General features: G+C 64.9%; 25 protein-coding genes. 12 read left to right on the top strand and 13 right to left on the bottom strand.

The genetic code is table 11. From position 1 onward, the window contains the following. Window positions 1-77: 77 nt before the first annotated feature. Window positions 78-917: a protein-disulfide reductase DsbD domain-containing protein gene (locus tag IVB13_RS28755; RefSeq protein WP_018454637.1), complete on the bottom strand. Its 840-nt coding sequence runs from the start codon at window positions 915-917 to the stop codon at window positions 78-80. A 142-nt stretch (window positions 918-1059) separates the two neighbouring features. On the opposite strand from IVB13_RS28755, the gene IVB13_RS28750 reads away from it, so the two are divergent. Continuing rightward, window positions 1060-1704 carry a YqgE/AlgH family protein gene (locus IVB13_RS28750; protein ID WP_018454636.1) on the top strand — a complete coding sequence of 215 codons (645 nt, stop codon included), beginning with the start codon at window positions 1060-1062 and terminating at the stop codon, window positions 1702-1704. A 157-nt stretch (window positions 1705-1861) separates the two neighbouring features. Here the strand turns inward: IVB13_RS28750 and IVB13_RS28745 are convergent, their stop codons facing one another. Beyond that, the gene (locus tag IVB13_RS28745; RefSeq protein ID WP_018454635.1) at window positions 1862-2749 is read right to left on the bottom strand and encodes a TauD/TfdA family dioxygenase; all 888 of its coding nucleotides are present in this window, start codon (window positions 2747-2749) and stop codon (window positions 1862-1864) included. A 201-nt stretch (window positions 2750-2950) separates the two neighbouring features. After that, window positions 2951-3730 (bottom strand): SDR family NAD(P)-dependent oxidoreductase, encoded by a 780-nt coding sequence (locus IVB13_RS28740; protein WP_018454634.1) that lies wholly within the window; start codon window positions 3728-3730, stop codon window positions 2951-2953. A gap of 99 nt (window positions 3731-3829) precedes the next feature. Between IVB13_RS28740 and IVB13_RS28735 the strand changes: the two genes are divergently transcribed. Next, a complete protein-coding gene (locus tag IVB13_RS28735; RefSeq protein ID WP_018454633.1) occupies window positions 3830-4567 on the top strand; it encodes an SDR family oxidoreductase in 738 nt (245 codons plus the stop codon). Between the two features lie 73 nt (window positions 4568-4640). Continuing rightward, window positions 4641-5009: a CsbD family protein gene (locus tag IVB13_RS28730; RefSeq protein ID WP_018454632.1), complete on the top strand. Its 369-nt coding sequence runs from the start codon at window positions 4641-4643 to the stop codon at window positions 5007-5009. Window positions 5010-5183: 174 nt separating this feature from the next. Here the strand turns inward: IVB13_RS28730 and IVB13_RS28725 are convergent, their stop codons facing one another. Further along, window positions 5184-6872, bottom strand: a complete 1689-nt coding sequence (locus IVB13_RS28725; RefSeq protein ID WP_018454631.1) for an SGNH family hydrolase — start codon at window positions 6870-6872, stop codon at window positions 5184-5186. 215 nt (window positions 6873-7087) lie between these two features. After that, window positions 7088-8485, bottom strand: coding sequence for a lytic murein transglycosylase (locus IVB13_RS28720; protein ID WP_198293349.1), 1398 nt, complete (start codon window positions 8483-8485; stop codon window positions 7088-7090). Window positions 8486-8688: 203 nt separating this feature from the next. Between IVB13_RS28720 and IVB13_RS28715 the strand changes: the two genes are divergently transcribed. Beyond that, a complete protein-coding gene (locus IVB13_RS28715; protein WP_026232775.1) occupies window positions 8689-9564 on the top strand; it encodes a UTP--glucose-1-phosphate uridylyltransferase in 876 nt (291 codons plus the stop codon). 106 nt (window positions 9565-9670) lie between these two features. On the opposite strand, the gene IVB13_RS28710 is transcribed toward IVB13_RS28715, so the two are convergent. Next, window positions 9671-11167 (bottom strand): diguanylate cyclase, encoded by a 1497-nt coding sequence (locus IVB13_RS28710; protein ID WP_247294148.1) that lies wholly within the window; start codon window positions 11165-11167, stop codon window positions 9671-9673. Window positions 11168-11311: 144 nt separating this feature from the next. On the opposite strand from IVB13_RS28710, the gene IVB13_RS28705 reads away from it, so the two are divergent. Then, on the top strand, window positions 11312-11581 hold the full coding sequence (locus IVB13_RS28705; RefSeq protein WP_018454627.1) for a hypothetical protein: 270 nt from the start codon (window positions 11312-11314) through the stop codon (window positions 11579-11581). A gap of 13 nt (window positions 11582-11594) precedes the next feature. Here IVB13_RS28705 and IVB13_RS28700 read toward each other — a convergent pair whose 3' ends face one another. Both IVB13_RS28700 and IVB13_RS28695 read right to left on the bottom strand, forming a co-directional pair. Then, the gene (locus IVB13_RS28700; RefSeq protein WP_026232774.1) at window positions 11595-14471 is read right to left on the bottom strand and encodes an EAL domain-containing protein; all 2877 of its coding nucleotides are present in this window, start codon (window positions 14469-14471) and stop codon (window positions 11595-11597) included. 154 nt (window positions 14472-14625) lie between these two features. Next, window positions 14626-15624, bottom strand: a complete 999-nt coding sequence (locus IVB13_RS28695; RefSeq protein WP_018454625.1) for an NAD(P)H-quinone oxidoreductase — start codon at window positions 15622-15624, stop codon at window positions 14626-14628. Window positions 15625-15735: 111 nt separating this feature from the next. Here IVB13_RS28695 and IVB13_RS28690 point away from each other — a divergent pair, with 111 nt between their 5' ends. Together IVB13_RS28690 and IVB13_RS28685 are read left to right on the top strand one after the other, a co-directional pair. Then, complete coding sequence (locus tag IVB13_RS28690; RefSeq protein ID WP_018454624.1) at window positions 15736-15927, top strand: DUF1192 domain-containing protein; 192 nt, start codon at window positions 15736-15738, stop codon at window positions 15925-15927. A 524-nt stretch (window positions 15928-16451) separates the two neighbouring features. Continuing rightward, the gene (locus IVB13_RS28685) at window positions 16452-16961 is read left to right on the top strand and encodes a DUF1465 family protein (protein WP_018454623.1); all 510 of its coding nucleotides are present in this window, start codon (window positions 16452-16454) and stop codon (window positions 16959-16961) included. 88 nt (window positions 16962-17049) lie between these two features. Here the strand turns inward: IVB13_RS28685 and rpmE are convergent, their stop codons facing one another. Continuing rightward, window positions 17050-17277, bottom strand: coding sequence for a 50S ribosomal protein L31 (gene rpmE / locus IVB13_RS28680; protein ID WP_018454622.1), 228 nt, complete (start codon window positions 17275-17277; stop codon window positions 17050-17052). Between the two features lie 220 nt (window positions 17278-17497). Here rpmE and IVB13_RS28675 point away from each other — a divergent pair, with 220 nt between their 5' ends. From IVB13_RS28675 to IVB13_RS28660, 4 genes are all read left to right on the top strand, one after another. Next, complete coding sequence (locus tag IVB13_RS28675) at window positions 17498-19324, top strand: ABC transporter ATP-binding protein/permease (RefSeq protein ID WP_018454621.1); 1827 nt, start codon at window positions 17498-17500, stop codon at window positions 19322-19324. A gap of 422 nt (window positions 19325-19746) precedes the next feature. Further along, window positions 19747-19956 (top strand): hypothetical protein, encoded by a 210-nt coding sequence (locus IVB13_RS28670; protein WP_018454620.1) that lies wholly within the window; start codon window positions 19747-19749, stop codon window positions 19954-19956. Window positions 19957-19981: 25 nt separating this feature from the next. Continuing rightward, complete coding sequence (locus IVB13_RS28665; protein ID WP_018454619.1) at window positions 19982-20155, top strand: hypothetical protein; 174 nt, start codon at window positions 19982-19984, stop codon at window positions 20153-20155. A gap of 146 nt (window positions 20156-20301) precedes the next feature. Then, window positions 20302-20472 carry a hypothetical protein gene (locus IVB13_RS28660; RefSeq protein WP_247491004.1) on the top strand — a complete coding sequence of 57 codons (171 nt, stop codon included), beginning with the start codon at window positions 20302-20304 and terminating at the stop codon, window positions 20470-20472. A 15-nt stretch (window positions 20473-20487) separates the two neighbouring features. Here IVB13_RS28660 and IVB13_RS28655 read toward each other — a convergent pair whose 3' ends face one another. The 4 genes from IVB13_RS28655 to IVB13_RS28640 all read right to left on the bottom strand — a co-directional run bounded on the left by IVB13_RS28655 (window position 20488) and on the right by IVB13_RS28640 (window position 23315). After that, complete coding sequence (locus tag IVB13_RS28655) at window positions 20488-20706, bottom strand: hypothetical protein (protein WP_018454617.1); 219 nt, start codon at window positions 20704-20706, stop codon at window positions 20488-20490. A 110-nt stretch (window positions 20707-20816) separates the two neighbouring features. Beyond that, the gene (locus IVB13_RS28650) at window positions 20817-21263 is read right to left on the bottom strand and encodes a GNAT family N-acetyltransferase (RefSeq protein WP_018454616.1); all 447 of its coding nucleotides are present in this window, start codon (window positions 21261-21263) and stop codon (window positions 20817-20819) included. Then, complete coding sequence (locus IVB13_RS28645) at window positions 21263-22291, bottom strand: peptidoglycan -binding protein (protein WP_018454615.1); 1029 nt, start codon at window positions 22289-22291, stop codon at window positions 21263-21265. The genes IVB13_RS28650 and IVB13_RS28645 overlap by 1 nt, the downstream gene beginning before the upstream one ends. A 4-nt stretch (window positions 22292-22295) precedes the next feature. Continuing rightward, window positions 22296-23315 carry a flagellar motor protein MotA gene (locus IVB13_RS28640; RefSeq protein WP_018454614.1) on the bottom strand — a complete coding sequence of 340 codons (1020 nt, stop codon included), beginning with the start codon at window positions 23313-23315 and terminating at the stop codon, window positions 22296-22298. 216 nt (window positions 23316-23531) lie between these two features. Here IVB13_RS28640 and IVB13_RS28635 point away from each other — a divergent pair, with 216 nt between their 5' ends. Then, complete coding sequence (locus IVB13_RS28635) at window positions 23532-24551, top strand: cyclopropane-fatty-acyl-phospholipid synthase family protein (protein ID WP_247491002.1); 1020 nt, start codon at window positions 23532-23534, stop codon at window positions 24549-24551. Window positions 24552-24640: the final 89 nt, after the last annotated feature.

The following is a 24640-nucleotide window of genomic DNA, read 5'->3' as shown; positions in this document are numbered from 1 at the left end:
GCCCTGGGGATTAGCAACCATTCGTTAAGATTCGGTTGGATCAAAGATGTCGTCCGGGCGAACGCCAGGACGACCACTCACTCCAGATTGGTATTGAACTCGTACGACTTCTCCGGTCCGACCAGCGTGAACTTCAGCGCTGCGCCGCCGGGCTGGGCGCCCGGCGGCAGGCCGTCGAGTTCGAAAGAAAATCGCTTCACGCCCGGTGGGCTGGGCTCGACCGGCGCCGGGATGGGCAGCGCCCAATCGGGCGTCGGACCTTCCACGAACAGACTGACGGTGCGCGCATCCGGAACGACCACGTCGACCACCACATTCTTGGGCCCATCACGCTTCACGTCGCGGATGGTGAGCGGATTGGGATCGCCGATGGCGGCAGGTTTGGGCACGGTGTCGAGCGCTGCACGCAAATTGGCGTCCTCGGTCGAGGCGACGCTGTTGAAGCCAAGCTCGGCGCGGGCCTCGACGGGAATGCAAAGCTTTTCGCACACCGCATAATTGATCTCGGCGCGCAACGTCACCGGCTTGTCGGCCGCCTTGGCGATGATGCGCAGGGGCAGCACGATCTGGTCGTGATAGCCGATCGAATGGCCGCCCGCGCCGTCGTCGAATTTCTGCGGGGCCGGCCACATCACCGTCACCGCTTCGACATTGTCGGACTTCGAGAAATCGAAGCGCGGCGGAACGCCGGAATCGCCCGGCATGCGCCAATAGGTTTTCCAGCCGGGCTGGATCTGGAAGGCGATACCGCCGAGCAGGACGGCGCCGCTGCGCGATCCTGCCAGCAACCGCACCGCGGAATGTCCGTCGCGCTGCCACGGCGATGCGTCGTCGGCATGGGCCGCAAGCGCCAGCGAGGACGCGAGCAGGGTTGTCGCGACGCCAATCGCCGCACGCCGGGGAACTCTTGTCAGCATGGTACGTCTTTACAGGGTCGCCCGGCGGCAAACCATTGAATTGCTTGTGATGGATGCACTTGAATCAAGTCCCTGAAAGCCTTGATTTGACAGCGGCCCGGCCCGACATCAGGATAGGAATTGAAACCGGAGTGCTTCACCGATGGCTCCCACAGGCAAGAGGACGGGCGAAAGCACCCGCAAGCCAGCCCCCGCGCTCCCGAGTTCGGCGGGCTACCTCGACGGCCAGCTGTTGATCGCCATGCCCGTGATGGGCGACGAGCGCTTCGAGCGCTCGGTGATCTATCTCTGCGCCCACTCCGCCGAAGGCGCGATGGGCATCATCGTCAACCATCCGGCCGGCAGCATCGACTTCCCCGAGCTGTTGCAGCAGCTCGGCATCATCAACAAGGGCGAGCACATCAAGCTGCCGGAGAATGCCGAAAGCATGAAGGTGCTGCGCGGCGGTCCGGTCGATACCGGCCGCGGCTTCGTGCTGCATTCCAGCGATTTCTACATCGAGAATGCGACGCTCCGGATCGACGACGGCGTCTGCCTCACCGCGACCGTCGACATCCTGCGCGCGATCGCCAACGGCTCCGGCCCCAAGCACGCCATCCTGGCGCTCGGCTATGCCGGCTGGGCGCCGGGCCAGCTCGAGACCGAGATCCAGAGCAATGGCTGGCTGCATTGCGACGCGGATTCGGATTTGATCTTCGGCGACGACGTCGACGAAAAATACGGACGCGCGCTGCGTAAGATCGGCATCGATCCTGGCATGCTCTCGAACGAGGCGGGGCACGCGTAGCGCCTCAGTGTCGTCCTGGCGAAGGTCAGGACCCATTACCCCAGGCTGCAATTGTTGAAGCAGGCTGGCAACCACCAGCCTTCGCCGAACTGGACATCGGTGGTAATGGGTCCTGGATCGGCGCTGCTTCGCTCGCTGGTCCAGGACGACTGGAGAACTACTCCGCCGCCTGCTGCTGCACCGTTGGCTCCGTGCCCGCCACCGTCGCGCGGCGCATGTCACGGGGCTGCGACTGGTCGTAGCGGCGGACGCGGTGCATGGTCTGGCGGTTGTCCCACATCACGAGGTCATGCAGCTTCCATTTGTGGACGTAGACGAACTCGCTTTGTGTGGCGTGCTCGTTGAGATCGCGCAGCAGCAGCCTTCCCTCGGGGACGCTCATGCCGACAATCTTGCCGGCATGCGATGAGAGATAGAGCGACTTGCGGCGATGGACCGGGTGGGTGCGCACGAGACGTTGCATCACCGGCTTGAACATCTCCTTCTCCTCGTCGGTGTATTCTGTGAAGCCCAGCGATCCCCGCGAATACATCAGCGAGTGCTCGCAGACGAGATCCTCGATCTCCGCCTTGGTCTCGTCGTCGAGCGCGTCATAGGCCGCCCGCATGTCGGCGAATTCGGTATTGCCGCCCTTCGGGTTGAGCACGCGGGCCGACAGCAGCGAGAATTTTGCCGGGATAGGGCGGAACGAGCTGTCGGAATGCCACAAGCAATTGCCGAGGTTGAACAGGTGCGCGCGGCTGTCCTTTGCCAGCGGCTTGCCGTCCTTGCCGAGATTGGAAACGTCGTTCAGGCCCGATTGGAGCCGGTAGTCCTTCTCCTTCGTGACCGTGCCGCCGCGCGCGTCCTCGCGCTGGCCGAAGTTTAGCGCAAAGGCCATCTGCTGTTCGTCGGTGATGTCCTGGTCGTGGAACACCAGCACTGCATATTTGTCCATGGCGGCTTCGATCTCGCGCGCCTCGGCCTCGGTGAGAGGTTGCCGCAGGTCGAGGCCCGAGACCTCGCCGACAAAATGTTTGTGAAGCTGCCGGATGGCGATCGTCATGACGTTTCTCCCGCGAACCGCGAGCGGTTGGTCCCGCTCTGTCGAGGAAAAAGTTACTCCCGTAACAAGCGATGTCAACGCTGGGCGCGCATAGCTGCCCGTAGCCCGGATGGAGCGAAGCGTAATCCGGGGAGTCTTCCTGCGATGTGAGAACCCCGGATTGCGCTGCGCTCCATCCAGGCTACGCACCTTTGGTGCCGCTTACGCGTTGCGCGCCATCAGGCCGCCGTCGACAGGGATGACCGCGCCGGTGAGGAAGGACGCTGCCGGCAGGCACAGGCTCAGCGTCATGTGCGCGACCTCTTCCGGATCACCGTAGCGGCCGAGTGCCGTGCGGCGCTTGGCGTAGATGGTCTTGTGCTCTTCCGAGATCCGGTCGGTGATGGCGGTGCGGATCGGCCCCGGGCAAATGCAGTTGACGGTGATGCCCTCGCGGCCAAGCTCCACCGCGAGCGAGCGGGTGAGGCTGGCGACGCCGCCCTTCGCCGCCGAATAGGGGCCGTGCAATGCGGTGGCGCCGAGCGCCTCGGTCGAGGCGATGTTGACGATGCGCGGGCTCTTCGACTTGCGCAAGTGAGGCAGCGCGGCGCGGATGATGCGCGGATGCGCCGTCAGCATCACCGCGAGGCCCTTGGCCCAGGCTTCCTCATAGGCGTCGTCGTCGATCGCGACGCGCACGGAGATGCCGGCATTGTTGACGATGATGTCGAGTCCACCGAAATGTGCAGCGACGTCGCCGACCACGCGCTTGATCTTATCGCCGTCGGCAACGTCGAGCTTCCAGGCTTTCGCGGCGCCGCCGCTTGCCACGATCTCCTTCGCGACGGCCAGCGCGCCCTGCTCGTCATAATCGGTGACGGCAACGTTCGCGCCCTCAGTGGCAAACACGCGCGCCGTCGCGCGTCCCATGCCGCTGGCCGCGCCGGTAACGAGAACGGTCAGGCCCTTCACGGACCGGCTGAGTTGTTTGAAATCGGCCATGCTGTTTCCTCTGAGCCCTGCTTGTTCTTGTTGTGATTGACAAGGCTGTCATCGATCCGCAGACAGGTCAAACAAGCAAGACAATGAGGGAGGCCAGCGATGACGAACGAGCTCGATTTCTCAGGCAAGCAGGTGCTGGTTGTCGGCGGATCCAGCGGCATCGGCAACGGCATTGCGCAAGCCTTTCGCGTCAGGGGCGCGCAGGTTGCGGTCTGCGGCACGCGTGCTCACGCGAAGGAATATTCGCAAGCTGAAGGCTCGGATCTCACCGGTCTTTCCTATGCGCAGCTCGACGTCGGCAATGCCGGAGCGGTCGAAGCGTTCAAGCCGTCGTTCGATCGGCTCGATATCCTGGTGCTCGCACAGGGCGCGGTGCTCTATCGCCGCGGCGAGTTCGAGATGGCGGGCTTTCGCAAGGTCGTCGAGGTCAATTTGATGAGCCTGATGGCCTGCGCCACGCGCTTCCATCCCATGTTGCGGGACGCGCGGGGATCGCTGATTATGGTGTCCTCGACCGCGGCCTATCATTCCACAATGGGCAATCCCGCTTACAACGCGTCGAAGACCGGCGCGGTCGGACTAACGCGGACGCTGGGCGAGGCCTGGGCCGAAGATGACATCCGCGTCAACGGCATCGCGCCCGGTCTGGTCGACACCAAGATGACGAAGGTGACGACCGACAATCCCAAGCGGCTCGAAGGTGCACTTTCACGCATTCCGCTGCGGCGATTGGGCACCCCGGCTGACATGGCGGGCGCGGCGCTGTTCCTGGCATCGCCGCTGTCGTCCTACATCATCGGCCAGACATTGGTCGTCGACGGCGGGCTGATTCTCTGAGTCCAATTTCAAGTCAGATGGAACTGCGCCGCTCCTGATCGGTTACTTGGGCTGACCCCCGAGGAGGAGCATCATGGATAAGGATCGGATTGTCGGATCGGCCAAGGAATTCGCCGGACGCGCGGAAGGCGCTATCGGAGATTTGGCTAGCGATACGCAGACACAGGCGTCCGGCAAGGCACGCGAAGCCGCCGGCAGTGTGCAGAATCTTTACGGCCAGGCCAAGGATGCCGTACGTGACGCCACGGACACCGCGGCAAGCTATGCCAAGGACGCCTACGACAAGCCGGCCGAAACCTTGCGTGACGGCTCGCAGGCGATTGCCCAGAAGGTGCAGGACAACCCGATGGGCGCGCTGCTGGTCGCCGGCGGCATCGGCTTTGCACTGGCACTGCTGATGGCGCGGCCTTCGCGCCGCCCGCCGCCGCGCTGGCGCTACTAGGCTAAAGCCAACGCGCGATAAGCATCAGGGCCCCGGACGCAGCGCGGCGCGTACGCCGCGTTGCCGAGCCGGGGCCCATTCTTTTTGTGACTGTCGGACGAGCTGGGTCCCGGCTCTGCGCAGCAGCGTTTCCCGCTGCAGCGCGTCCGGGACACGAGAGCTCAGCTTAGAAAATTATCGGAACACTTCCGCCGATCGCCCGACGTTGCCAGGCGGACGCGGGATCGCAGGGTTGGGATTCGGATTGCGCGGCGCCGGCGCCAATTGACGCGGCGGGGGCGGCGGCGAGCCAAAGCCGAAGAAATCGCGCATCGATGGCGCTGCCTGTGCCGGTTGCTGCGGCGCCGGTGGCTTCTTCGGCGCAAGCTTTGGCGGGGCGATCGCCGCGGCCGCACCCGGCGTACCGCCATCGGGTGTCGTCGTGGCGACCGGCGTATCGCCCTTGGCCTGCTCGCGGCCGACTTCGCGGCGCGGCCAGGCATAATCGTCGGCGCGGCCGGCGGGCGCAGCCAGTGGCTCGCCCTTCACCATCGTCTTCGCAGCGAGCGCATCGACGGCGGCAGGACGTGAGCCCGGCCCACCCAGCAATTGATCGGTCGAGATCGAGGCCGCAACCAGCGGCACGATCGGACCGGCCAGCGGCCGCGGCGCGGGCTTGCCGGGTTCGGCACTGGTGTCGGGGGTCGCCGGTTCGCTCGGCAGCGCGATCGGGCCGGAGCGCCCGGCGAGCAGGCGGGTGATCTCGCGCTCGACATAGTGGGCGAGCTTGCGCGCGCCGGGTTTCGTGAAATAGACGCCGTCACCGCTGCGGAGCTGACGGATCTGGCCTTCGAAGTCCGGGCCCTTCTGCAAGAAGCGGCCGGCTTCGTCGACAAAGCCGTCCCAGACGTCGACATAGGTGATGCCGGCCTTGGCCGCGCCTTCGCGATAGAGCGAATCCAGGAACAGCATGTCCGCGGTGCCCTTGGGGCCACGGATGGCGGGCAGGCCGACCCAGAGCACCGGCACGCCCTTGGACTTGAGGACGTTGGCGAGCTCCTCGATCTTCTTGCCGTAGAGCTCGACCCAGCGCTCGTCGCGGAATTCGTAGAGGCCGTTCGGGTTGCGCGCGGTCTTCTCGGGCGCGGCGACCGCCGGTGCGTCAGCGTTGTCGGCATCATCCTGCGGCAGGTCGGCATCGGCCGGCTTGTCATCCGGCTTCGCGGCGGTGTCGCCGGGCTTGGCATCGCCAGGCTTGGCCGGTGGTTTGCCGCGCGCGCCCTTGTCGTTCTTCTTGTCCTTGTCCGTCGCCTTGTCCGATTTATCGGGTGCTGCCGCCTCGCGGATCGCGATGCGGTCGTTGAGGCCGAGCATCACCACGATCACGTCGGGCTTCTCGGTCTCGAGAATGCCTTTCGCAGCAGCGGTCCAGTCCGAGGGCTCGCCCTTGGGCTGGTACTTGATTAGGCCCGACGTGGTCTTGTGCTTGCGGATCACGCCCATGTCGGGCTGCTCGGTGTAGGCGTCCTCCAGGCCGTAGGCGAGCCAGTCAGCCATGGCGTCGCCGATCACCAGCACGTTCCTGTCGGGAATGGTGTCGCGCTTGGCCGGCGCCGGTGCGCGCGAAAAATCCTGGCGCGGCGCTTGCGGCTGTTGCTGCTGGAACGGCGCGAAGAAGTCGCCGCCGAACCATCCGCCGCCTCCGCCTCCGCCGTTGCGCGGCGGCGGCGGAGCCGAGCGCTGCGGCGGGCCGCCGAAGCCGGGGAAGTTGAAGAACTGCGCCGAGGCGGGTCCCGCGACCGACACCAGAATCGCAAGCGCCGTCCCCAGCGCGATCAGCGGGCCGGTCTCGGTCAGCACCTTGAACAGGGACTTCTTCGACATGCGATCTCGGCACGTGCAATAGGGATCAGGACAGGCTCGATATAATAACGGAATCGGGCGCCAAACGGGCAGATTCTCTTTCAGATTCTCTTCAGATCCTTGAGATTCTGGGCCCAGATTCTCGGCCCAGAATTATTGGCCCATACACGGCGAACCGCCGCCCCGGTCAAGACTGCCGGCCAAAATCCCTGTTCAGGGTTACTTTCGGCGCGATTTTACTGCCCCCGCAGCCGATTCAGCGCGTCGGAGGAGGCAAATCCATCCGCGGGGACCCCGATCGAGGCCTGGAAGTTGCGCAGGGCTTCCCGGGTCTGGCCGCCGAACTGGCCGTCGGGGGTGCCCCTGTAGAAGCCGCGCTGGGCCAGCAGCTGCTGGAGTTCCAGCCGCTCGGTCCGGGACAGCTCCCGTTCCTGCCGCGGCCAGGGCTGAACGAACGGCTGGCCGCCGCGGAGGCGATCGGCGAAATGGCCAATCGCCAGCGCATAGGCCTCGGCCGGGTTGTACTTCATGATGACCCGGAAGTTCTGCAGCATCAGGAAGCCGGGCCCTTGGGCACCGGCCGGCGCCAGCAGATAGGCCTTCTCGGCTGGATGCGGGAAGGGCTGGTTGGTCGGGCGCTTGAGGCCGAGCTTCTCCCACTGCGCTACCGTCATCGCCTTGGCGCGGTCGGCCAGCATGTAGTTGAAGCCTTGGGGCACCACGACCTCGTAGCCCCAGGTCTGGCCGGCCTGCCAGCCGTCCTTCTTCAGATTGTTGGCGGTCGACGCAATCAGGTCGGAGGGATTGTCGACGACGTCACGCCGGCCGTCGCCGTCGCCGTCCACGGCAAAGCGCTTGAACGCGGTCGGCATGAACTGGGTCGGGCCGAAGGCGCCGGCCCAGGAGCCGCGCAATTGTTCGGGCCTGAGATCGCCGCGGTTGAGGATCTCCAGCGCGGAGAGGAATTCGTCCTTGAAGTAAGCCTGGCGGCGGCCGATGCAGGCGAGCGTCGCGGTCGATTGCAGCACGCTGCGGTCGCCCATCTGCGTCGAGTAGTTGGACTCGATGCCCCAGATCGAGGCGATGACATAACGATCGACGCCGGTGGCTTTTTCGGTGGCCTCGAACTGCGCCTTGTATTTGGCCAGGACCTCGCGGCCCTTGGCGAGGCGGTTGTCGTTCACGAGGATGTCGAGATAATCCCAAATCGACTTGGTGAACTCGGGCTGCGAATCCATCAGGTCCATGATGCGCAGATCGGGCGCGAGGCCTTCAGTGAAGCGCTGGAAATTTTCCTGCGTGATGTTGCGCCGTGCGGCATCGGGCCACATGCCTGCGACGCAATTGTTGAAGTTACCCGCGGCCTCTCGGATCGCGGCGGCTGTCATCAGCGGATGCCCGGAGGCGCCATCCTCGCCGGTCCAAGGTTGAACTCCCGTTTGAGCGCCGCTGGGCCCGGGCGCTGCTGGCGAAGGCGCCTGGTTCGGGCCGGAGAAAATACCGCCGAACAGATTGGACAAACCGTTCTGAGCCTGCGCGCTGGCGGGAAGTGGGAACAGCAGGGCGGTCGCAATCATCGTCGCACCGGTCACGGACCCGCCCCGTTTTGCCAGCCCTGCCATTGATTGCATCATGTCCACACCTGTCCGGCCAAAATCCGCCATCAGGAGGCCTGGTTACGGTTGCCAACAGCTTAACAAAGGTGAAATTTTGATGGTGGCCTTTTTCTTAACTCTGTGAGGATGAGGCCCCACATCCGCCTTTGTTGGCGGCTGCAAACAAGCTAGCAAGATGCCATTGCTCCCTTCACGTGTTCCTCAGGTATTCGATCAATCCCATGAAAATCCGCAAAGCCGTATTTCCCGTTGCCGGCCTCGGCACCCGCGTCCTGCCCGCCACCAAGGCGATGCCGAAGGAAATGCTGACGATCGTCGACAAGCCGCTGATCCAGTACGTCTATGACGAGGCCCGGGAAGCCGGCATCGAGCACTTCATCTTTGTCACCGGCCGCAACAAAAGTGTCATCGAAGATCATTTCGACCGGATGTTCGAGCTCGATGCGACGCTGGCCGCGCGCGGCAAGAAGACCGAGCAGGACGTTCTGGCGCAGAACCAGCCGGAGGCCGGCGCCGTCAGCTTCACCCGCCAGCAGGCGCCGCTCGGCCTCGGTCACGCGGTCTGGTGCGCACGCGACATCGTCGGCAACGAGCCGTTCGCGGTCGTGCTGCCGGACGAGCTCGTGCTCAATTCGCCCGGCTGCCTGAAGCAGATGATCGACACCGCCAGCAAGCTCGGCGAAAAATCCAATGTCATCGCGGTCGAGGCGGTGCCCGACCATCTGACCCATCAATACGGCATCTGCGGCGTCGGCAAACGCACCGGCAAGATGTTCGAGGTCGACGGCATGGTCGAGAAGCCGGCCAAGGGCACCGCGCCCTCCAACCTCTCGATCACCGGCCGCTACATCCTGCAGCCGGAGATCTTCAAGATCCTGGAGACCCAGGAGCGCGGCGCCGGCGGAGAGATCCAGCTCACCGATGCCATGATCGGCCTCGCCAGATCGCAAAGCTTCTACGGCGTCGAGTTCGAGGGCGAGCGCCATGATTGCGGCTCCAAGCCCGGCTTCCTCCGCGCCAACATCGCCTACGGCCTGAAGCGGCCGGAGCTGCGTGACGGGCTCATTGCGGAAATGAAGAAGTATTTGGGGCAGTAGCGCTCCGCTCGTCATTGCGAGGAGCGAAGCGACGAAGCAATCCAGGCTGTCTTCGCGGAGACAGTCTGGATTGCTTCGCTTCGCTCGCAATGACGGAACGAAACCCTCACGCCACCAGCGACAGCTTCGGCAAGCTTGCGACCACCGACTGGTTGCGGCCGCCGGCTTTTGCGGCGTAGAGCGCCTTGTCGGCGGCGGCGACCAGGATCGGCCAGTCCATGCCGGTGGTGGGAACGAGGCTCGCGATGCCGCAGGACACCGTCGAGCTCGTGTGGTCGTCGGACCATCCCTGCACCTTGGCGCGGATCGTCTCGGCCACCAGGAGGGCGTCCGTGACCGAGGTGCCCGGCAGCAGCACGGCGAATTCCTCACCGCCATAGCGCGCGGCGCAGTCGCCGGCGCGGCTCACCGAATCGGAAATGCAGATGGCGATGCCGACCAGCACCTGGTCGCCGGCCTGGTGGCCGAACGTGTCGTTGTAGGCCTTGAAGTGATCGGCATCGATCATCAAGAGCGCGATCGGCGTCTGCTGCCGCATCGCGCGGCGCCATTCGACGTCGATCACCTGGTCGAACTTGCGGCGGTTCTTCAGGCCGGTGAGCGCGTCGGTCGTCGCCATCTCCTCGAGCTTGCGCTCGGCCTCGGCGCGCCGGCCGATCTCGCGCGCGAGCACCAGCGTCGATGCCAGCATGAACAGGCTGAGCGCCACGACCACGGCGCCGATGCGGTAGGCTTCCCTCTGCCAGAGCTCGAACACGGTGTTCAGTGGCTTACCTGCCACCACGAATAGCGGGCTGGTCCCACCGCTGCGGACATAGAGCCGCGGCGTGCCGTCGATCGGCCCCTGTCCGGCGAATGCGCTGCCGACCTTCAGATTTTCGGCCTTCCAGACCGGCCGGTCGGCCAGATTCGTGCCGATCACGTCGAGATCAAACGGCCGCCGCATCATGACGGTACGGTCGCGCCTGAGCACGGTGATGGTATCGTCGGGATCGAGGCTCAGCCGCTCGAACAATTCGTGGAAATAGCTGAAGCGGATCGATCCGGCGACGACGCCGAGAAAGCCGCCGTCGGTATCGCTGATGCGCCGGCTCAGCACGATCGAATAAGCGCCGCGGAACAGCATGGGACGGCTGATGAAGAGCCCGGCTTGCGGATTGTCCCGATGGGCCTTGAAGTAATCCTCGTCGCCCCGGTTCACGACAACGGGATCGAGCGTCGAGGCGTCAATGGTCAACCGGCCGTCGGCGTCGAACACCTGGATCGCGCCGAAATGCCTCGCCGTGGTCGAATGGTCGAACAGGATGAGGTGACGGATCGGCTTCGAGACCGTGGCGATTTCCGGCAGCAGCATGTTGCTGGCGACCGCCTTAAGGGCCAGATCGTAGATCTCGATGTTGCGGCTGACGTCGGACTCGATGGTCGTCGCCAGGTTTTCCAGCGTCTGGCGGGCGAGCGCCTCCTCGCCGCGGCGCATGTCCAGCATGACGTTGACGCAAATGGCGGAAAAGCCGATCACCGTCACCACGGACGAGATGATCAGCAGCTTCGCCGAAAGCCGCCATGGCCGGCGGGCCGTGACGTCGCGCCATCGAGACAACATCGTTTGCTCCCGACACCAGTGAATGCGCCCGAAAGCTTGAGTAGTGTTTAAGCCGGGACGGCGCTGCCGGAATGAGTTAAAAATTGGTTTCCGCGGCTCACGTTTTTGGGCAAAGCGGAGCTTCGACCAGCGAAGAGGACAGCGGTGAACGACTACGACGCGTTGCGCGATTATCTGATGCGGCAGAAGCAGGCGGAATTCGTGCTGACCTATGAACAGATCGAAGAGATTATCGGCGCGGCCCTGCCGCGCGCGGCGAATCGTGCCTCATGGTGGGACAGCCTGCGCAGCCCGGATATCCAGATGCCGCAACGCGAAGCCTGCCTCGCCGCGGGTTTCAAGGCGATGCGGATGCCGGACGGTGCGAGCGTGCGGTTCACCAAGCTGAAGAGTGACCGGCGCAGGCCTGGGTGAGGCGAAGGGAAAGTCAGCTCGCCGCTTCCAGGCGCACTTCCGTGAGCAGGCGCATTGCGGCGTCGGCATCCATGGGTTCGCCAAAGGCAAACCCTTGCGCGTATTCGCAGCCCATCTGGTAGAGCTCGACCGCGTCGGAATCGGTCTCGGCACCTTCGGCGACCACGTCCATGCCGAGGTCGTGCGCGAGCGCGATGATGGACTTCAGGATCACCGGGCGGGTGCCGCGGTTGGTGGTGCGCACGAAGGACTGGTCGATCTTGATGGTGTCGAACGGGAAGCGCTGCAGATAGGCCAGCGACGAATGGCCGGTGCCGAAATCGTCGAGCGACAGCCCGGTGCCGAGTTCGCGGATGCGCGTCAGCATCTGCGCCGCGTGCTCCGGATTCTCCATCACCAGCGATTCCGTCAGCTCCAGCTTCAGCGTGCCGCGCGCGACCGAGGAGCGCGACAGCACGGTGCGGATGTCGTGGATCAGATCGTGGCGCAGCAATTGGCGCGAGGAGACGTTGACCGATGCGAAGATCGGCTCGCGCGAGCGCATCGCGCGCTGCCAGATCGAGAGCTGCTTGGCGGTCTGGTCGAGCACGAACATGCCGAGGTCGATGATCAGGCCGGTCTCTTCCGCGATGGTGATGAATTCCGAGGGCGCCATGCGTCCGAGCTTGGGATGATCCCAGCGCACCAGCGCCTCGAAGCCGGCGACCGAACGGTCTTCAAGCCGCACGATCGGCTGGTACAGGATCGTGAGCTCCTGCCGCTCGATGGCGCGGCGCAGTTCGCTCTCCAGCGTCAGCCGGTCGGTTTTTCGCGCGCGCATCGCGGACTTGTAGACGTCGATGCGGTCGCCGCCGATGCGCTTGGAGTGATACATCGCGAGCTCGGCGTCCTTGATGATCTCGTCCGTGAGCTGAACTTGCGGATCGGACAAGGCGAGGCCGATCGAGGCCGTGAGAAAGATTTCGCGTTCGTTGAAGGCGATCGGCGCGCGGATGGTCTTGCGGATGGTCTCGGCGAAGGCGGTGATGCGGGCGGGGTCCTGCTCCGAGAGCAGGATCAAGCCGAACTGGTCGCCCGCGAGCCGCGCCAGCGTATCCTGCGGCTTCAGGATGCGGGTGAGGCGGCGGGCCAGCGTCAGCAGGATGGAATCGCCGACCGCGATGCCGACGGAATCGTTGACCTGCTTGAAGCGGTCGAGGTCGATCACCATCAGCGTCGGCCGCAGCGTCGGCATGGTCTTGGCGAAATGCGCGACGGCGCCGAGCCGGTCCATGAACAGCTTGCGGTTGGGCAGGCCGGTGAGATTGTCATGCACCGAATCGTGCAGCAGGCGCTCCTCGGCGTTGCGCAGCTCGGTGACGTCGGTGAGGGTGCCGACCACGCGCGAGACCTCGCCGTCGGAGCCGACCACCGGGCGCGCCTTCAGCGCGAACCACATGAAGTGACCGTCCGGCGTGCGCAGGCGGAAATCCTGCACCAAGCGGCCGCGGCGCTGGTCGAGCACGCTGTCGAGCGCGGCGCGGAAACGGTCCTGGTCGAGCGGGTGCAGCACTTCGAGCCAGGAGGCGGCCGGGCCTTCCAGCGTGCCGCGCTTGAGGCCGAGCAGGGCCTCGGTCTCAGGGCTGGTAAAGACCTTGTCGGCGGACACGTCCCAGTCCCAGATCAAATCGCCGGAACCGGCCAGCGCCAGCGCGCGGCGCTCGATGTCGGAGACGACGCCGGTGGTGGCGCCGCCGCCGGCGAACGCATGCTGCATCACCGTGAAGCCGATCAGCATCACGATCAGCACGAGGCCGCCGAGCAGCGCAGGGCCGACGATGTCGTTGGTGACGGAGCCTGCGACCGTCATGCCGGCCGCGACCACCCAGACCACCAGCAGGAACCAGGTCGGGATCAGCAGCACAGCGCGGTCGAAGCCGTGGGTGGAGAGATAGACGATCAGCGCGAAGCCGGCGAAGGCAATCAGCACCAGCGATATGCGCGCGATGCCGGAGGCCACCGCAGGGTCGAACAGGGCCAGCGCCACCAGTGATCCCAGGAACGCGAGCCAGCCCACGGTGATGTGGGAATAGCGCACGTGCCATCGACTGAGATTGAGATAGGCGAACAGGAACACCAGCAGCGTCGCCGCCAGGATCGCCTCACCCGCCGCGCGCCAGATGCGCTCGGCGTTGTTCGACATGTCGAGCACCTTGCCCCAGAAGCCGAAATCGACGCCGATATAGACCAACACCGCCCAAGCCAGCGCCGCGGCGGCCGGGAACATGATGCTGCCCTTGACCACGAACAGGATTGTCAGCACCAGCGCCAGCAAGCCGGAGATGCCGATCACGATGCCCTGGTACAGCGTGAACGAGTTGACCTTGTCCTTGTAGGATTCCGGCTCCCACAGATAGAGCTGCGGCAGCTTGTCGGTGCGCAGCTCCGCGACGAAGGTGACGACCGCGCCGGGATCGAGGGTGACGCGGAAGACGTCGGCGGTCGGGCTCTCCTGCCGCTCCGGCCGGTCGCCGGTCGAGGGCGTGATGGTCGCGATGCGCGACAGCCCGAGGTCGGGCCACAGCAGCCCCGAGGAGACGATACGGTAATGCGGAGCGACGATCAGGCGGTCGAGCTGGTCGTCGGTGTTGTTGGCGAGCGCGAACACCACCCAGTTCTGGCCGCCTTCGCGGGCGCGCACCTCGATGCGGCGGACGATGCCGTCGGTGCCGGGCGCGGTCGAGACCTGGATGCGGTCGGCGTCGCTGCGCTGATGCTCGAGCACGCCGGTGAGGTCGATCGCGGGCGCGTCACCGCGGACGCTGACAGCGTCCAGCGCGCGCGCCGGGAACGCGCAGACGAGAATCATGAGGCCCAGCGCTATGGGCGCGAGGCACCTGATCAGACGCAAGGTCAGTTCTCCGCGTTCGACGCAAACTCTTCGGTGCAGGCTCTTCGGTGCACGGCGTTTTCCGAACGGAACAAGGTGGTTCGGTGCGTCGCGATAGATGCCACGAAAGCAAGGAAAATCAAAGGGTTTCCGGCTTGCCCTGTGGGCCGTTGGCCTAGACCTCCAACACAATTTTGCCAATATGTGCCGAGGTTTCCATCCGCCGGTGCGCGTCGGATGCCTTTTCCAGCGGGAAAGTGCTGTCCATCAGCGGCTTGACGCGGCCTTCGCGCAAAAGCGGCATCACTTTCGCCTCGATCGCGGCCACCATCGCCGCCTTGTCCGCATTACTACGGGGGCGCAGCGTCGAGCCGGTATGGGTCAGGCGCTTCACCATCACCTTGGCGATGTTGACGGTGACCTTGGGCCCGTTGAGGGTCGCGATCTGCACGATGCGGCCGTCGAGCGCTGCGGCGTCATAGTTGCGATCGACATAGTCGCCGGCGACCATGTCGAGGATCAGATTGGCGCCGGCATTGTTGGTCTCCGCCTTGACCACGGCGACGAAGTCTTCGGTCTTGTAGTTGATGGCACGATCCGCGCCGAGCTTGAGGCAGGCATCGATCTTGTCCTGCGATCCCACGGTGACGATCACCTTGGCGCCGAAAGCTTTTGCGAGCTGGATCGCCATGGTGCCGATGCCGGAAGAGCCGCCGTGGATCAGCAGCGTCTCGCCGGCCTTCAGGGCGCCGCGCTCGAACACATTGTGCCAGACCGTCATCAGTGTTTCCGGCAGTGCGCCGGCTTCCTTGATCGACAGCGACGGCGGCACGCTCATCGCCTGACCGTCCTGCGCGATGCAGTACTGCGCATAACCGCCACCGGCGACCAGCGACATCACCTTGTCACCGATCTTGTGCCGCTTGGCGTTGCTGCCGACGGCCACCACTTCGCCGGCGATTTCGAGGCCGGGCAGGTCGCTGGCGCCGGGCGGCGGCGGATAGGCGCCGGAGCGCTGCGCGACATCGGGCCGGTTGACGCCGGCGGCCTGCACCTTGACCAGGATCTCGTCGGGGCCGGGCTGCGGCAGCGCCCGTTGTTCCGGCACCAGCACCTCCGGTCCGCCGGGTTTCGAGATGGCGACCACGGTCATTTGCGCGGGCAGCTTGTCCATGATGTGTCCTTGAGCAAAGGTGCGGGATGGAACGAGGCCATTGCTTAGCCAGCGCGGTGCAGGCTGGCAACCGCCTCAGCCGCTTGTGAGGCGAACGCAGGAGGAACCAGGATGGCGATGGAAGACGACGACCGCCCGCGCAAGAAGATCAGCCATGACATCGGACAGGATCTCTCACTCTTGTCGGTGGAGGAACTGACCGACCGCATCGCGCTTCTCAAGGGCGAGATCGCAAGATTGGAAGAAGCCGCAACAAAGAAGCGCGCCTCGCGTGATGCGGCCAACAGCGTTTTCAAGAAGTAGCGGATTGGAAGAGGAGCGCCAGCCACTTCCACGGCGTCATGGCCGGGCACGTCCGAAGGACGGCGTCGCTTCCGCTCGCCTATGTCCCGGCCATCACGTTCTTGATCTTTCGCCGAAGGAGAGGACGTGGAAGCCCGGGCATGACGGGCAGTTTGTTCCGCGGGCCCACTCGGCCACTGACCGACATGGCTAACGAACCCTCAAGATAATCGCTCGTTTACTCCACATTAAGCTTTCGAGTTTATGACTGGGAACTGTCCTCGTTTGGACACCGAGTGGCTCCTGTCCACTCTGTTTGACGCCTCCCTGTTATCAACTTTCAAAGCCGCCGGTTTTCCGGCGGCTCTTTTTTTGCGCCCAGCTCCGCCTTTTTGCGTCTCGCCGCGGTTGAATTCCGGGCAAAGACCCGCGGAAACCATATCCGCGCTTGTCACTGGACTCGGCGTCTCGCCCGCGCAATGATTTGTTCATCATAAGCCGGTGCCAAAGCCGGGCGTCAGACAGTTGCGTAAGGGGCGTTAACCATGGAACGTTTGCAAGCCGAAGGCGCTCTCGTTCAACTCAGCGAGCGGTTCACCAATTCTGCGGCGTTCGGCGTCCTCTTCCGCGAGGGCATGGACTTGGTCGAGGAGACCGCCGCCTATCTCGATGGCGCCGGCCGCACCGAGGCCAAGGCGCTCGATCGTGCCGTCAGCCTCACCTATGCGACCGAGAGCATGCGTCTGACCACCCGCCTGATGCAGCTCGCCTCGTGGCTGCTGCTGCACCGCGCCGTGAAGGAAGGCGAGATGACGCTGGGCCAGGCCAATCGCGAAAAGACCAAGGTCAAGCTCTCCGCCGCCGATCCCGGCTCAACCGACACCATCGAGAAGCTGCCGTCGCAGCTCCAGGACCTGATCCATCGCTCGATGAGCCTTCAGACCCGCGTGCGCCGCCTGGACAACACCATCCACACCCCGCCGGTCGATCATTCCTCGATCGGCAACCCGCTGGTGCCGCATCTCAACGCGTTGAAGGCGGCGTTCGAGCGGTAAGCTCCCGTCATCGCGACGAGCGCCCCCAAAACAAAAAACGCCTCCGGCTCTCCGGGGGCGTTTTCGTCTCCAGCCTCGAGGGGCCGGATCAATCCTTTTTGAGAAAGCCCGAAAACTTCTTCTGGAAGCGCGAGACGCGGCCGCCGCGATCCAGCAGCTGCGCGTTGCCGCCGGTCCAGGCCGGGTGCGACTTGGGGTCGATGTCGAGGTTCAGCGTGTCGCCTTCCTTGCCCCAGGTGGAGCGGGTCAGGTACTCGGTTCCGTCGGTCATCACGACCTTAATCGTATGATAGTTCGGGTGAATTTCGGCTTTCATGGCAATTCCTCGGCGCCCCGGCGCCTCACTTGAGTGGCTATCGAATGACGGATTTGGCGGGGTCTATACCCCACGGGCCCCTGTAAAACAAGCCATTGCAAGCCTTTTGAGGGCCTTAGCGGGCCGGGCTGCCCCCTAAGGGACTTCCCGGATTTGCCACTCCCGCTCGCCCGGCCTATTTGGGACGGACCACCTTCTCTTTGTCTTTTGGTCGGATCTCATGAGCGCAGTAGAACGGCTTGAAACCGGGCCCGCGGAAGCCCCGTCGATCGAGGCCGACCTGATCGAGGCGCCGGCGAAGAGCCGCGCGAAGCTGCGGCCGCTGTTGGCGCTCGCGCCCTATGTCGCCCGCTATCGCGGCCGGGCGGCGCTGGCCTTTGTCGCGCTGACGATCGCGGCGCTGACCACCCTGCTGGTGCCGGTCGCGGTGCGCAGGATGATCGATTTCGGCCTGACGCCTGAGGGCATCGAGCTGATCAACAGTTACTTCTCGGTGATGATCGCCGTCGTCGCCGTGCTCGCGCTGGCGAGTGCCGCGCGCTACTACCTCGTAATGACGATCGGCGAGCGCATCGTCGCCGATCTCAGGCGCGACGTCTTCGCCCATCTGCTCTCGCTGTCGCCGGCCTTCTTCGATTCCGCGCGCAGCGGCGAGCTGGTGTCGCGCCTCACCGCCGACACCACGCAGATCAAATCCTCCGTTGGCGCCTCGGTCTCGATCGCGCTGCGCAATCTGATGATGTTCTTCGGTGCCGCGGCGATGATGGTGATCACCAGCCCGCGTCTGTCGGGATTCGTGCTGCTGGCGATTCCCCTGATCGTGCTGCCGCTGGTCGCCTTCGGGCGCTGGGTGCGGCGGCTGTCGCGCAACGCGCAGGACACGCTGGCCGAGGCCTCCGCCTATGCGAGCGAGCTGGTCGGTGCGATCCGTACCGTGCAGGCCTATACCAGCGAGAGCCTCGCCGAGAGGCGCTTCGGCGGCGAGGTCGAGCAGGCCTATGAAGCCGCGCGCACCTCCACGCAGGCGCGTGCCGTGCTCACCGCCATCATCATCTTCATCGTGTTCGCAAGCGTGGTCGCGATCCTCTGGATCGGTTCGCACGACGTGCTGACCGGCACCATCACGCCGGGCCGGCTCGGCCAGTTCGTGCTCTATGCGGCCTTCGCCGCGGCCGGCCTCGGCCAGCTCAGCGAAGTCTGGGGCGAGATCTCGGCGGCATCAGGCGCTGCCGAGCGCCTGTTCGAGATCCTGCATGTGCAGCCCGACATCACCGCGCCCGCGTCGCCGCGCGCGCTGCCGGTGCCGGCGCGCGGCGAAGTCGGCTTCGACCAGGTCAGCTTCGCCTATCCGGCGCGGCGCGACGTCAATGTGCTCGATGCCGTGTCGTTCGCCGTGCGTCCCGGCGAGAAGGTCGCGATCGTCGGTCCGTCCGGCGCCGGCAAGAGCACGATCTTTCATCTCTTGTTGCGCTTCTACGATCCGCGCAGCGGCGCGATCTCGCTCGACGGCGTGCCGGTCAAATCCGCCGATCCCCGTGAATTCCGTTCGCGCATTGCGCTGGTGCCGCAGGAATCCAACGTGTTCGCGGCCAGTGCCCGCGACAACATCCGCTTCGGCCGGCCCGATGCCACCGATGCCGAGGTCGAGCGCGCGGCCGAGCTGGCGCACGCCGCCGAGTTCATCCGCCGCCTGCCCGAAGGTTTCGACACCCCGCTCGGCGAGCGCGGCGTGACGCTGTCCGGCGGCCAGCGCCAGCGCATCGCGATTGCGCGCGCGATCCTGCGCGATGCGCCGCTGCTGCTTCTGGACGAAGCCACCTCCGCGCTCGATGCCGAAAGCGAGACGTTGGTGCAGACCGCGCTGGAAGAGCTGATGCGCCACCGCACCACGCTCGTCATCGCGCACCGCCTCGCAACCGTCTTGTCGTGCGACCGCATCTTGGTGATGGACCAGGGCCGGATCGTCGAGCAGGGCACGCATGCGGAGCTCGTCGCTGCGAACGGGCTCTATGCCAGGCTGGCGAGGTTGCAGTTCGAGGGGGCGTGAGGCGAGGTAGTCTGGACTGCCGCTTCATTCAGGCTGTCATCCCCCGCGCAGGCGGGCGATCCAGTACTCCGAGACGGAAGTGATCAAGCGATAAGCCGCGGCGTACTGGATTCCCCGCCTCCGCGGGGAATGACAGCGGAGCTTTTGGCGAGAGCGTCGCACCACGTGGTCTCCCTTCGTAGCCGGGTCGATAGCGGACATTTGTCGATCTGATCGGCTGCGCGATTCGAATCGGCCACATCGTAAGGTGATCGATGGAAGCGGCGCTGCTGGCTGTCGCAGAACATGGGCGTCGTCGTTTTGATGAGTTTCGGAATGCTCGTCGTTGGCTTCCGGAATTTCGGACAGCGTTGGCGCGCCCGGAGGGAGTGGACGGCCGCGGCTGCTGAAGCTAGGGTTCGGGCCGACCCAGGAGACGCCAAATGCCTTATTCGACAGCCGACCAGACCCGAGGCGAGCGCAACGGCAAGCTTGTCGCCGACGTCTTCTGCGCGCTCTTGCTTGCTACCTTTTCCGTGGTCTTCTTCGGTTGGCTCGGCGGTCTGGCCGCCTTCATTGTCGTCGAAAGTTGCCTGCTCGCAATCGATTGGGTGGTTCCTAGCAAGAACGATGCGGCAGGCGTTGTTCGTTGAGCTGACGGAGTGGACGGTGTTGTGAATGATTGTTCTGATCGGTCCGGTACTGTTCATCCTCCTCATCCTGTTCGCTATTCGACAGCAGATGCGCGGCCTTGCGGGGTGGAAAGCGGCGCTGCTTGTTGTCGCTGGTAGCGGCGTCATCGTTGTGCTGAGTTTCGGATTGCCCATCGTGGGCTTCCGGAATTTCGGATAGGGCAGCCCGCGCCCTGAGCCGAGTGGATGAACCTTGCAGTTCCCCCGGATGTGGCGCCTAATCAGGTATCGCCGGCCAAAGGCTCGTCCGTAGGCGTCGGTGCCTGAGAGATGATTTGTGCTCCCGCCTCAATGGGAGTGCGCCTCATGGCCCCGCCATTCAGCAACGAAACCCACGAACTTTTGGAGCGGGCGCAGCGAGCGATCGATGAGTCGATCCGGCTTCGCGAAGACAGCCAACGCGCGATCCGCCAAGCCGAAAGCTGGCAGTTCGAGCTTGAACTCCGCTTGAGCCGAGAGCGCACCGCGGCGAGTTGACGGCAGCACTGCTTATCAGCACTTCGGCGACAGCGCCGGCACGTTCGGCCATGGCCAGTTCTTCCAGCTCCCGTCCTCATCAACGCAGGCCGATGGCCCAAGGCCATTCGTCGGAGCACTCGTCGTCTTGACCGGCGTGGCGAGGTGCTGGTCGACATAGCTCGTCGAAACATATCCGGCGACGATGACGCCGAGCAGGACCGAAGACCCCTTGGCCAGATCGCTCAATTTCATCGGTCATCTCCATCCGCTTGCCGGCGCAACTTGCGGGCACAACGACTAGCTGACGTCCTGGGATCCCGACGTGACGGCCGTCACGCGTCCAGAATCAAGATCGCCAGAATCTAAGGTTGCCAAATCATCTTCAGCACCGGACGTCCCGAGGTCGGGTTCACCTCGTCGCCGGCATGCGCGAAGCCTTTGCGCTCGTAGAAGCGGATGGCGCGGCTGTTGTCCTTGTTGACAAGCAGCGTCACGCCCGCCGGTGACAGGCGCTTGGCCTCATCCACCAGCAGCCGCGCCGCGTCCGAGCCCCAGTGCGCGGGATCGACCACGAGCTGGTCGAGATAACCGTCGCCGTCGATGGTGACGAAGCCGGTCAGCGCGCCGTCCTGCTCCGCGACCACGATCGAAGCCTTCGGCACCAGCTCCTTGCGCCAGCGCTCGCGCCACCAGTCCAGGCGGGCCGCGAAGTCGATCTGCGGATAGGCCTGCTGCCAGGTGCGATGCCACAGGTCAATCGAGGCGGCCTCGTCCTCGGGACGGTAACGGCGGAGGTGGAGGGCGCTCACTACCGCTCCGTCAGCTTCAGCTCGATGCGGCGGTTGCGCTTGTAGGCTTCCTCGGTGTTGGCCGTGTCGAGCGGCTGGAATTCGCCGAAGCCGGCGGCGACCAGGCGCTGGGCCGGCACGCCGAGCGAGATCAGGTACTGCACCACGGAGATCGAGCGCGCGGCCGAGAGGTCCCAGTTCGACTTGAAGTTCGGACCGTTGACCGGGCGCACGTCGGTATGGCCGTCGACACGCAGCACCCAGGGGATCTCGTTCGGGATTTTCTTGTCGAGATCGATCAGCGCGGTTGCGAGCGTGTCGAGCTCGGCGCGGCCTTCGGGCAGCAGCACCGCCTGTCCGGTGTCGAAGAACACTTCGGACTGGAATACGAAGCGATCGCCGACGATGCGGATGTCGGGGCGGTTGCCGAGGATGGCGCGCAGGCGGCCGAAGAATTCCGAGCGATAGCGCGACAATTCCTGCACGCGCTGCGCCAGGGCGACATTCAGGCGAGAGCCCAGGTCGGCGATGCGATTTTGCGATTCCTTGTCGCGCTTCTCGCTAACGTCGAGCGCCTCTTCCAGCGCGGCCAATTGCCGCCGCAGCGCGCTGATCTGCTGGTTCAGCACCTCGATCTGCGCCAGCGCCCGGGCCGAAACCGCCTTCTCGGAATCCAGCGCCTTGCCGAGCTCGGAGGACTTGCCTTGCGCATCGTTGCCGGCCGCGGCGAGCCCCTCATAGAGGCCCTTGATGCGGTCGCGCTCGCTCTCGGCCGAAGCGAGGCCGGCTTTCAGTGACGAGACCTGGTCGTCGAGCGTGAGCTTGCCGAGCTTCTCCAGCGACAGTAATTCGTTGAGCTGCGCGATCTTGGCGTTGAGCTGCTCCAGCGCCTTGTCCTTGCCGGTGACCTCCTGCGACAGGAAGAACTGCACGACCAGGAACACCGACAGCAGGAACACGATCGACAGCACCAGCGTCGACAGCGCGTCGACGAAGCCGGGCCAGTAGTTGAAGGAGGTATCGCCGCGGCGACCGCGCGCCAGTGCCATGTCGCTAACCCTTCTCGGGCTGACGCGCGATGCGCTCCAGCAGGCGCCGGATCTCGCGGTTCTGCTCGCCCTGGCCGTCGGCCCATTCGCGGATCATCTGCTGCTCGGTCCGCATATGCGAGACCAGCGCCTGGATGGCTTCGGCGAGGCTCGCCATCGCCGCGGTGGTGCCGCGGCTGCCGCTGCCTTCCTCGAGCACGGAGCGTAAGCGCTCGACGACGGCCTGAAGCTCGCCGCTGGCAATGCCACCGCCAGTGCCGGCAACAGCCACCTCGCCGCTGCCATATTCGCGCACGGTGGTGGCAAGCCAGTCTTCGAGGTCGGTGTAGAAACGGTTCTGCGCCTGGCTCGATTGCAGGTCGAGGAAGCCCAGGATCAGCGAGCCGGCGAGGCCGAACAGCGAGCTCGAGAACGAGATGCCCATGCCGCCGAGCGGGGCGGCCAGCCCCTCCTTCAGCGTGTCGAACAGGGCGCCGGAATCGCCGCCGACCTTGAGCCCGTCGATCACCTTGCCGACCGAGCCGACCGTTTCGATCAGGCCCCAGAAGGTACCGAGCAGGCCGAGGAAGACCAGAAGCCCGGTCATGTAGCGGGAGATGTCGCGGGCCTCGTCGAGGCGGGTCGCGATCGAATCGAGCAGGTGCCGCATGGTGGTCTGGGTGATCGACATCCGCCCGGTGCGCTCGCCGCCGAGGATCATCGCCATCGGCGCCAGCAGCTTGGGGTGGCGAGCGGGCGCAAGGCCGGGATCGGCGATGCGGAAATTGTTGACCCAGGAGACTTCGGGATACAGCCGGATCACCTGGCGGAAGGCCAGGATGATGCCGATGAACAGCACGCCGCCGATCAGGGCATTGAGGCCGGGATTGGCGAAGAAGGCCTGGATGATCTGCTTATAGAGCACCACGCCCACCAGGGTGCAGAGCACCAGGAAGACCAGCATCCGCACCAGGAAGACGCTGGGCGAGGATAGCTTGGTGTATTCGATGTCGAGGGAGGAGCGGGGCGAGGCGCCTGGCGGCATGGCCGGTATCATCCGTTAACTTGCTTGCGGCGCGCACTATGGCACAGCGCCAGCCCAAAAAAAGCGCCGGATGCGCCGATTTCGGGGAGAGCTGGGGAACCCAAGGCTGAAACCGGCTTTGGTAAGGACGTACTTTGCAAATCGTCGGCATTCCACAGGTTCAAGTCGCACTTTTCCCCTGGCGCCAAAACCCGCCGCCCAAGACGGAGTCGTCGCATGAGCGTCGTGTCCGCGATCATCGGGACTGCCGAACGGGTGCCGTTGCCTGATGTCGTGATCCGCGCGGCGATCCAGCGCCTGTGCTCGCGCACGGTGACGCGCCTGTCCGCGCTGGGCGGGGCGGACGATGCCGCCTTCGCCGGGCGGATGATGCTGCGGCCGATCGCCGAGGACGCGGATGCCGAGCACGACGAGGTGCCCGCTTCGTTCTTTGCGAAGGTGCTCGGCCCCAACCGCAAATACTCCTGCTGCTTCTACAAGACCGACGCGACCACCTTGCGGGAGGCCGAGGAGGAGGCGCTGCGTCAGACCGCCGAGCATGCCGCTCTCGCCGATGCTCAGACCATCCTCGAACTCGGCTGCGGCTGGGGCTCGCTGTCGCTGTGGATGGCGCGGCAGTTTCCGCACGCCAAGGTGACGGCGGTGTCGAGCTCGCAGGCGCAGCGCGCCCATATCGAGGAAGAGGCGCGGCTGCGCGGTCTTCTTAATCTGCGGGTGGTCTGCGCGGACATCAACGTGTTCGCGCCCGACGGGCAATTCGACCGCATCGTGTCGGTCGAAATGTTCGAGCATGTGATGAACTGGCGCAAGCTGATGACGCGCTTGCGATCATGGCTCGCGCCGGAGGGGCGGTTCTTCATGCACATCGTCGCCCATCGCTCCGGCTCTCACCTGTTCGACCGGGCCGATCGCGACGACTGGATCGCGCAGCGCGTCTCCACGGGCGGGCTGATGCCGAGCCATCACCTCGTCAGGCAATTCGACGATATTTTCACAGTCGAGAAGGAATGGTGCTGGAGCGGCACGCACTATCAGCGCAACGCCAACGACTGGCTCGCCAATTTCGACGCGCATCGCTGTTTCATCGAAGCGGCCTTGCGCAACATCCATGGCGAGGAGACCGCCCAGCGAATGCGACGCTGGCGCTGGTTCTTTCTCGCGACCTCGGGCCTGTTCGGCTATGCCGACGGAACCGAGTGGGGCGTCAGCCACTACCGCATGAAGGCGGCGGGGTAATTGCGGTCTTCTGACGCAGCACGCGGTGATGGAACCGGACTCACAATCGGGTGAGACGCGAAAAACGCCGTGAACTCAGCACCCTAGGC

The sequence above is a fragment of the Bradyrhizobium sp. 17 genome, from assembly GCF_023073515.1.
Classification (GTDB): Bacteria; Pseudomonadota; Alphaproteobacteria; order Rhizobiales; family Xanthobacteraceae; genus Bradyrhizobium; species Bradyrhizobium canariense_D.
The sequence above is the reverse complement of the archived record's forward strand: the minus strand, read 5'-3'. Positions and strand labels throughout refer to the sequence as shown.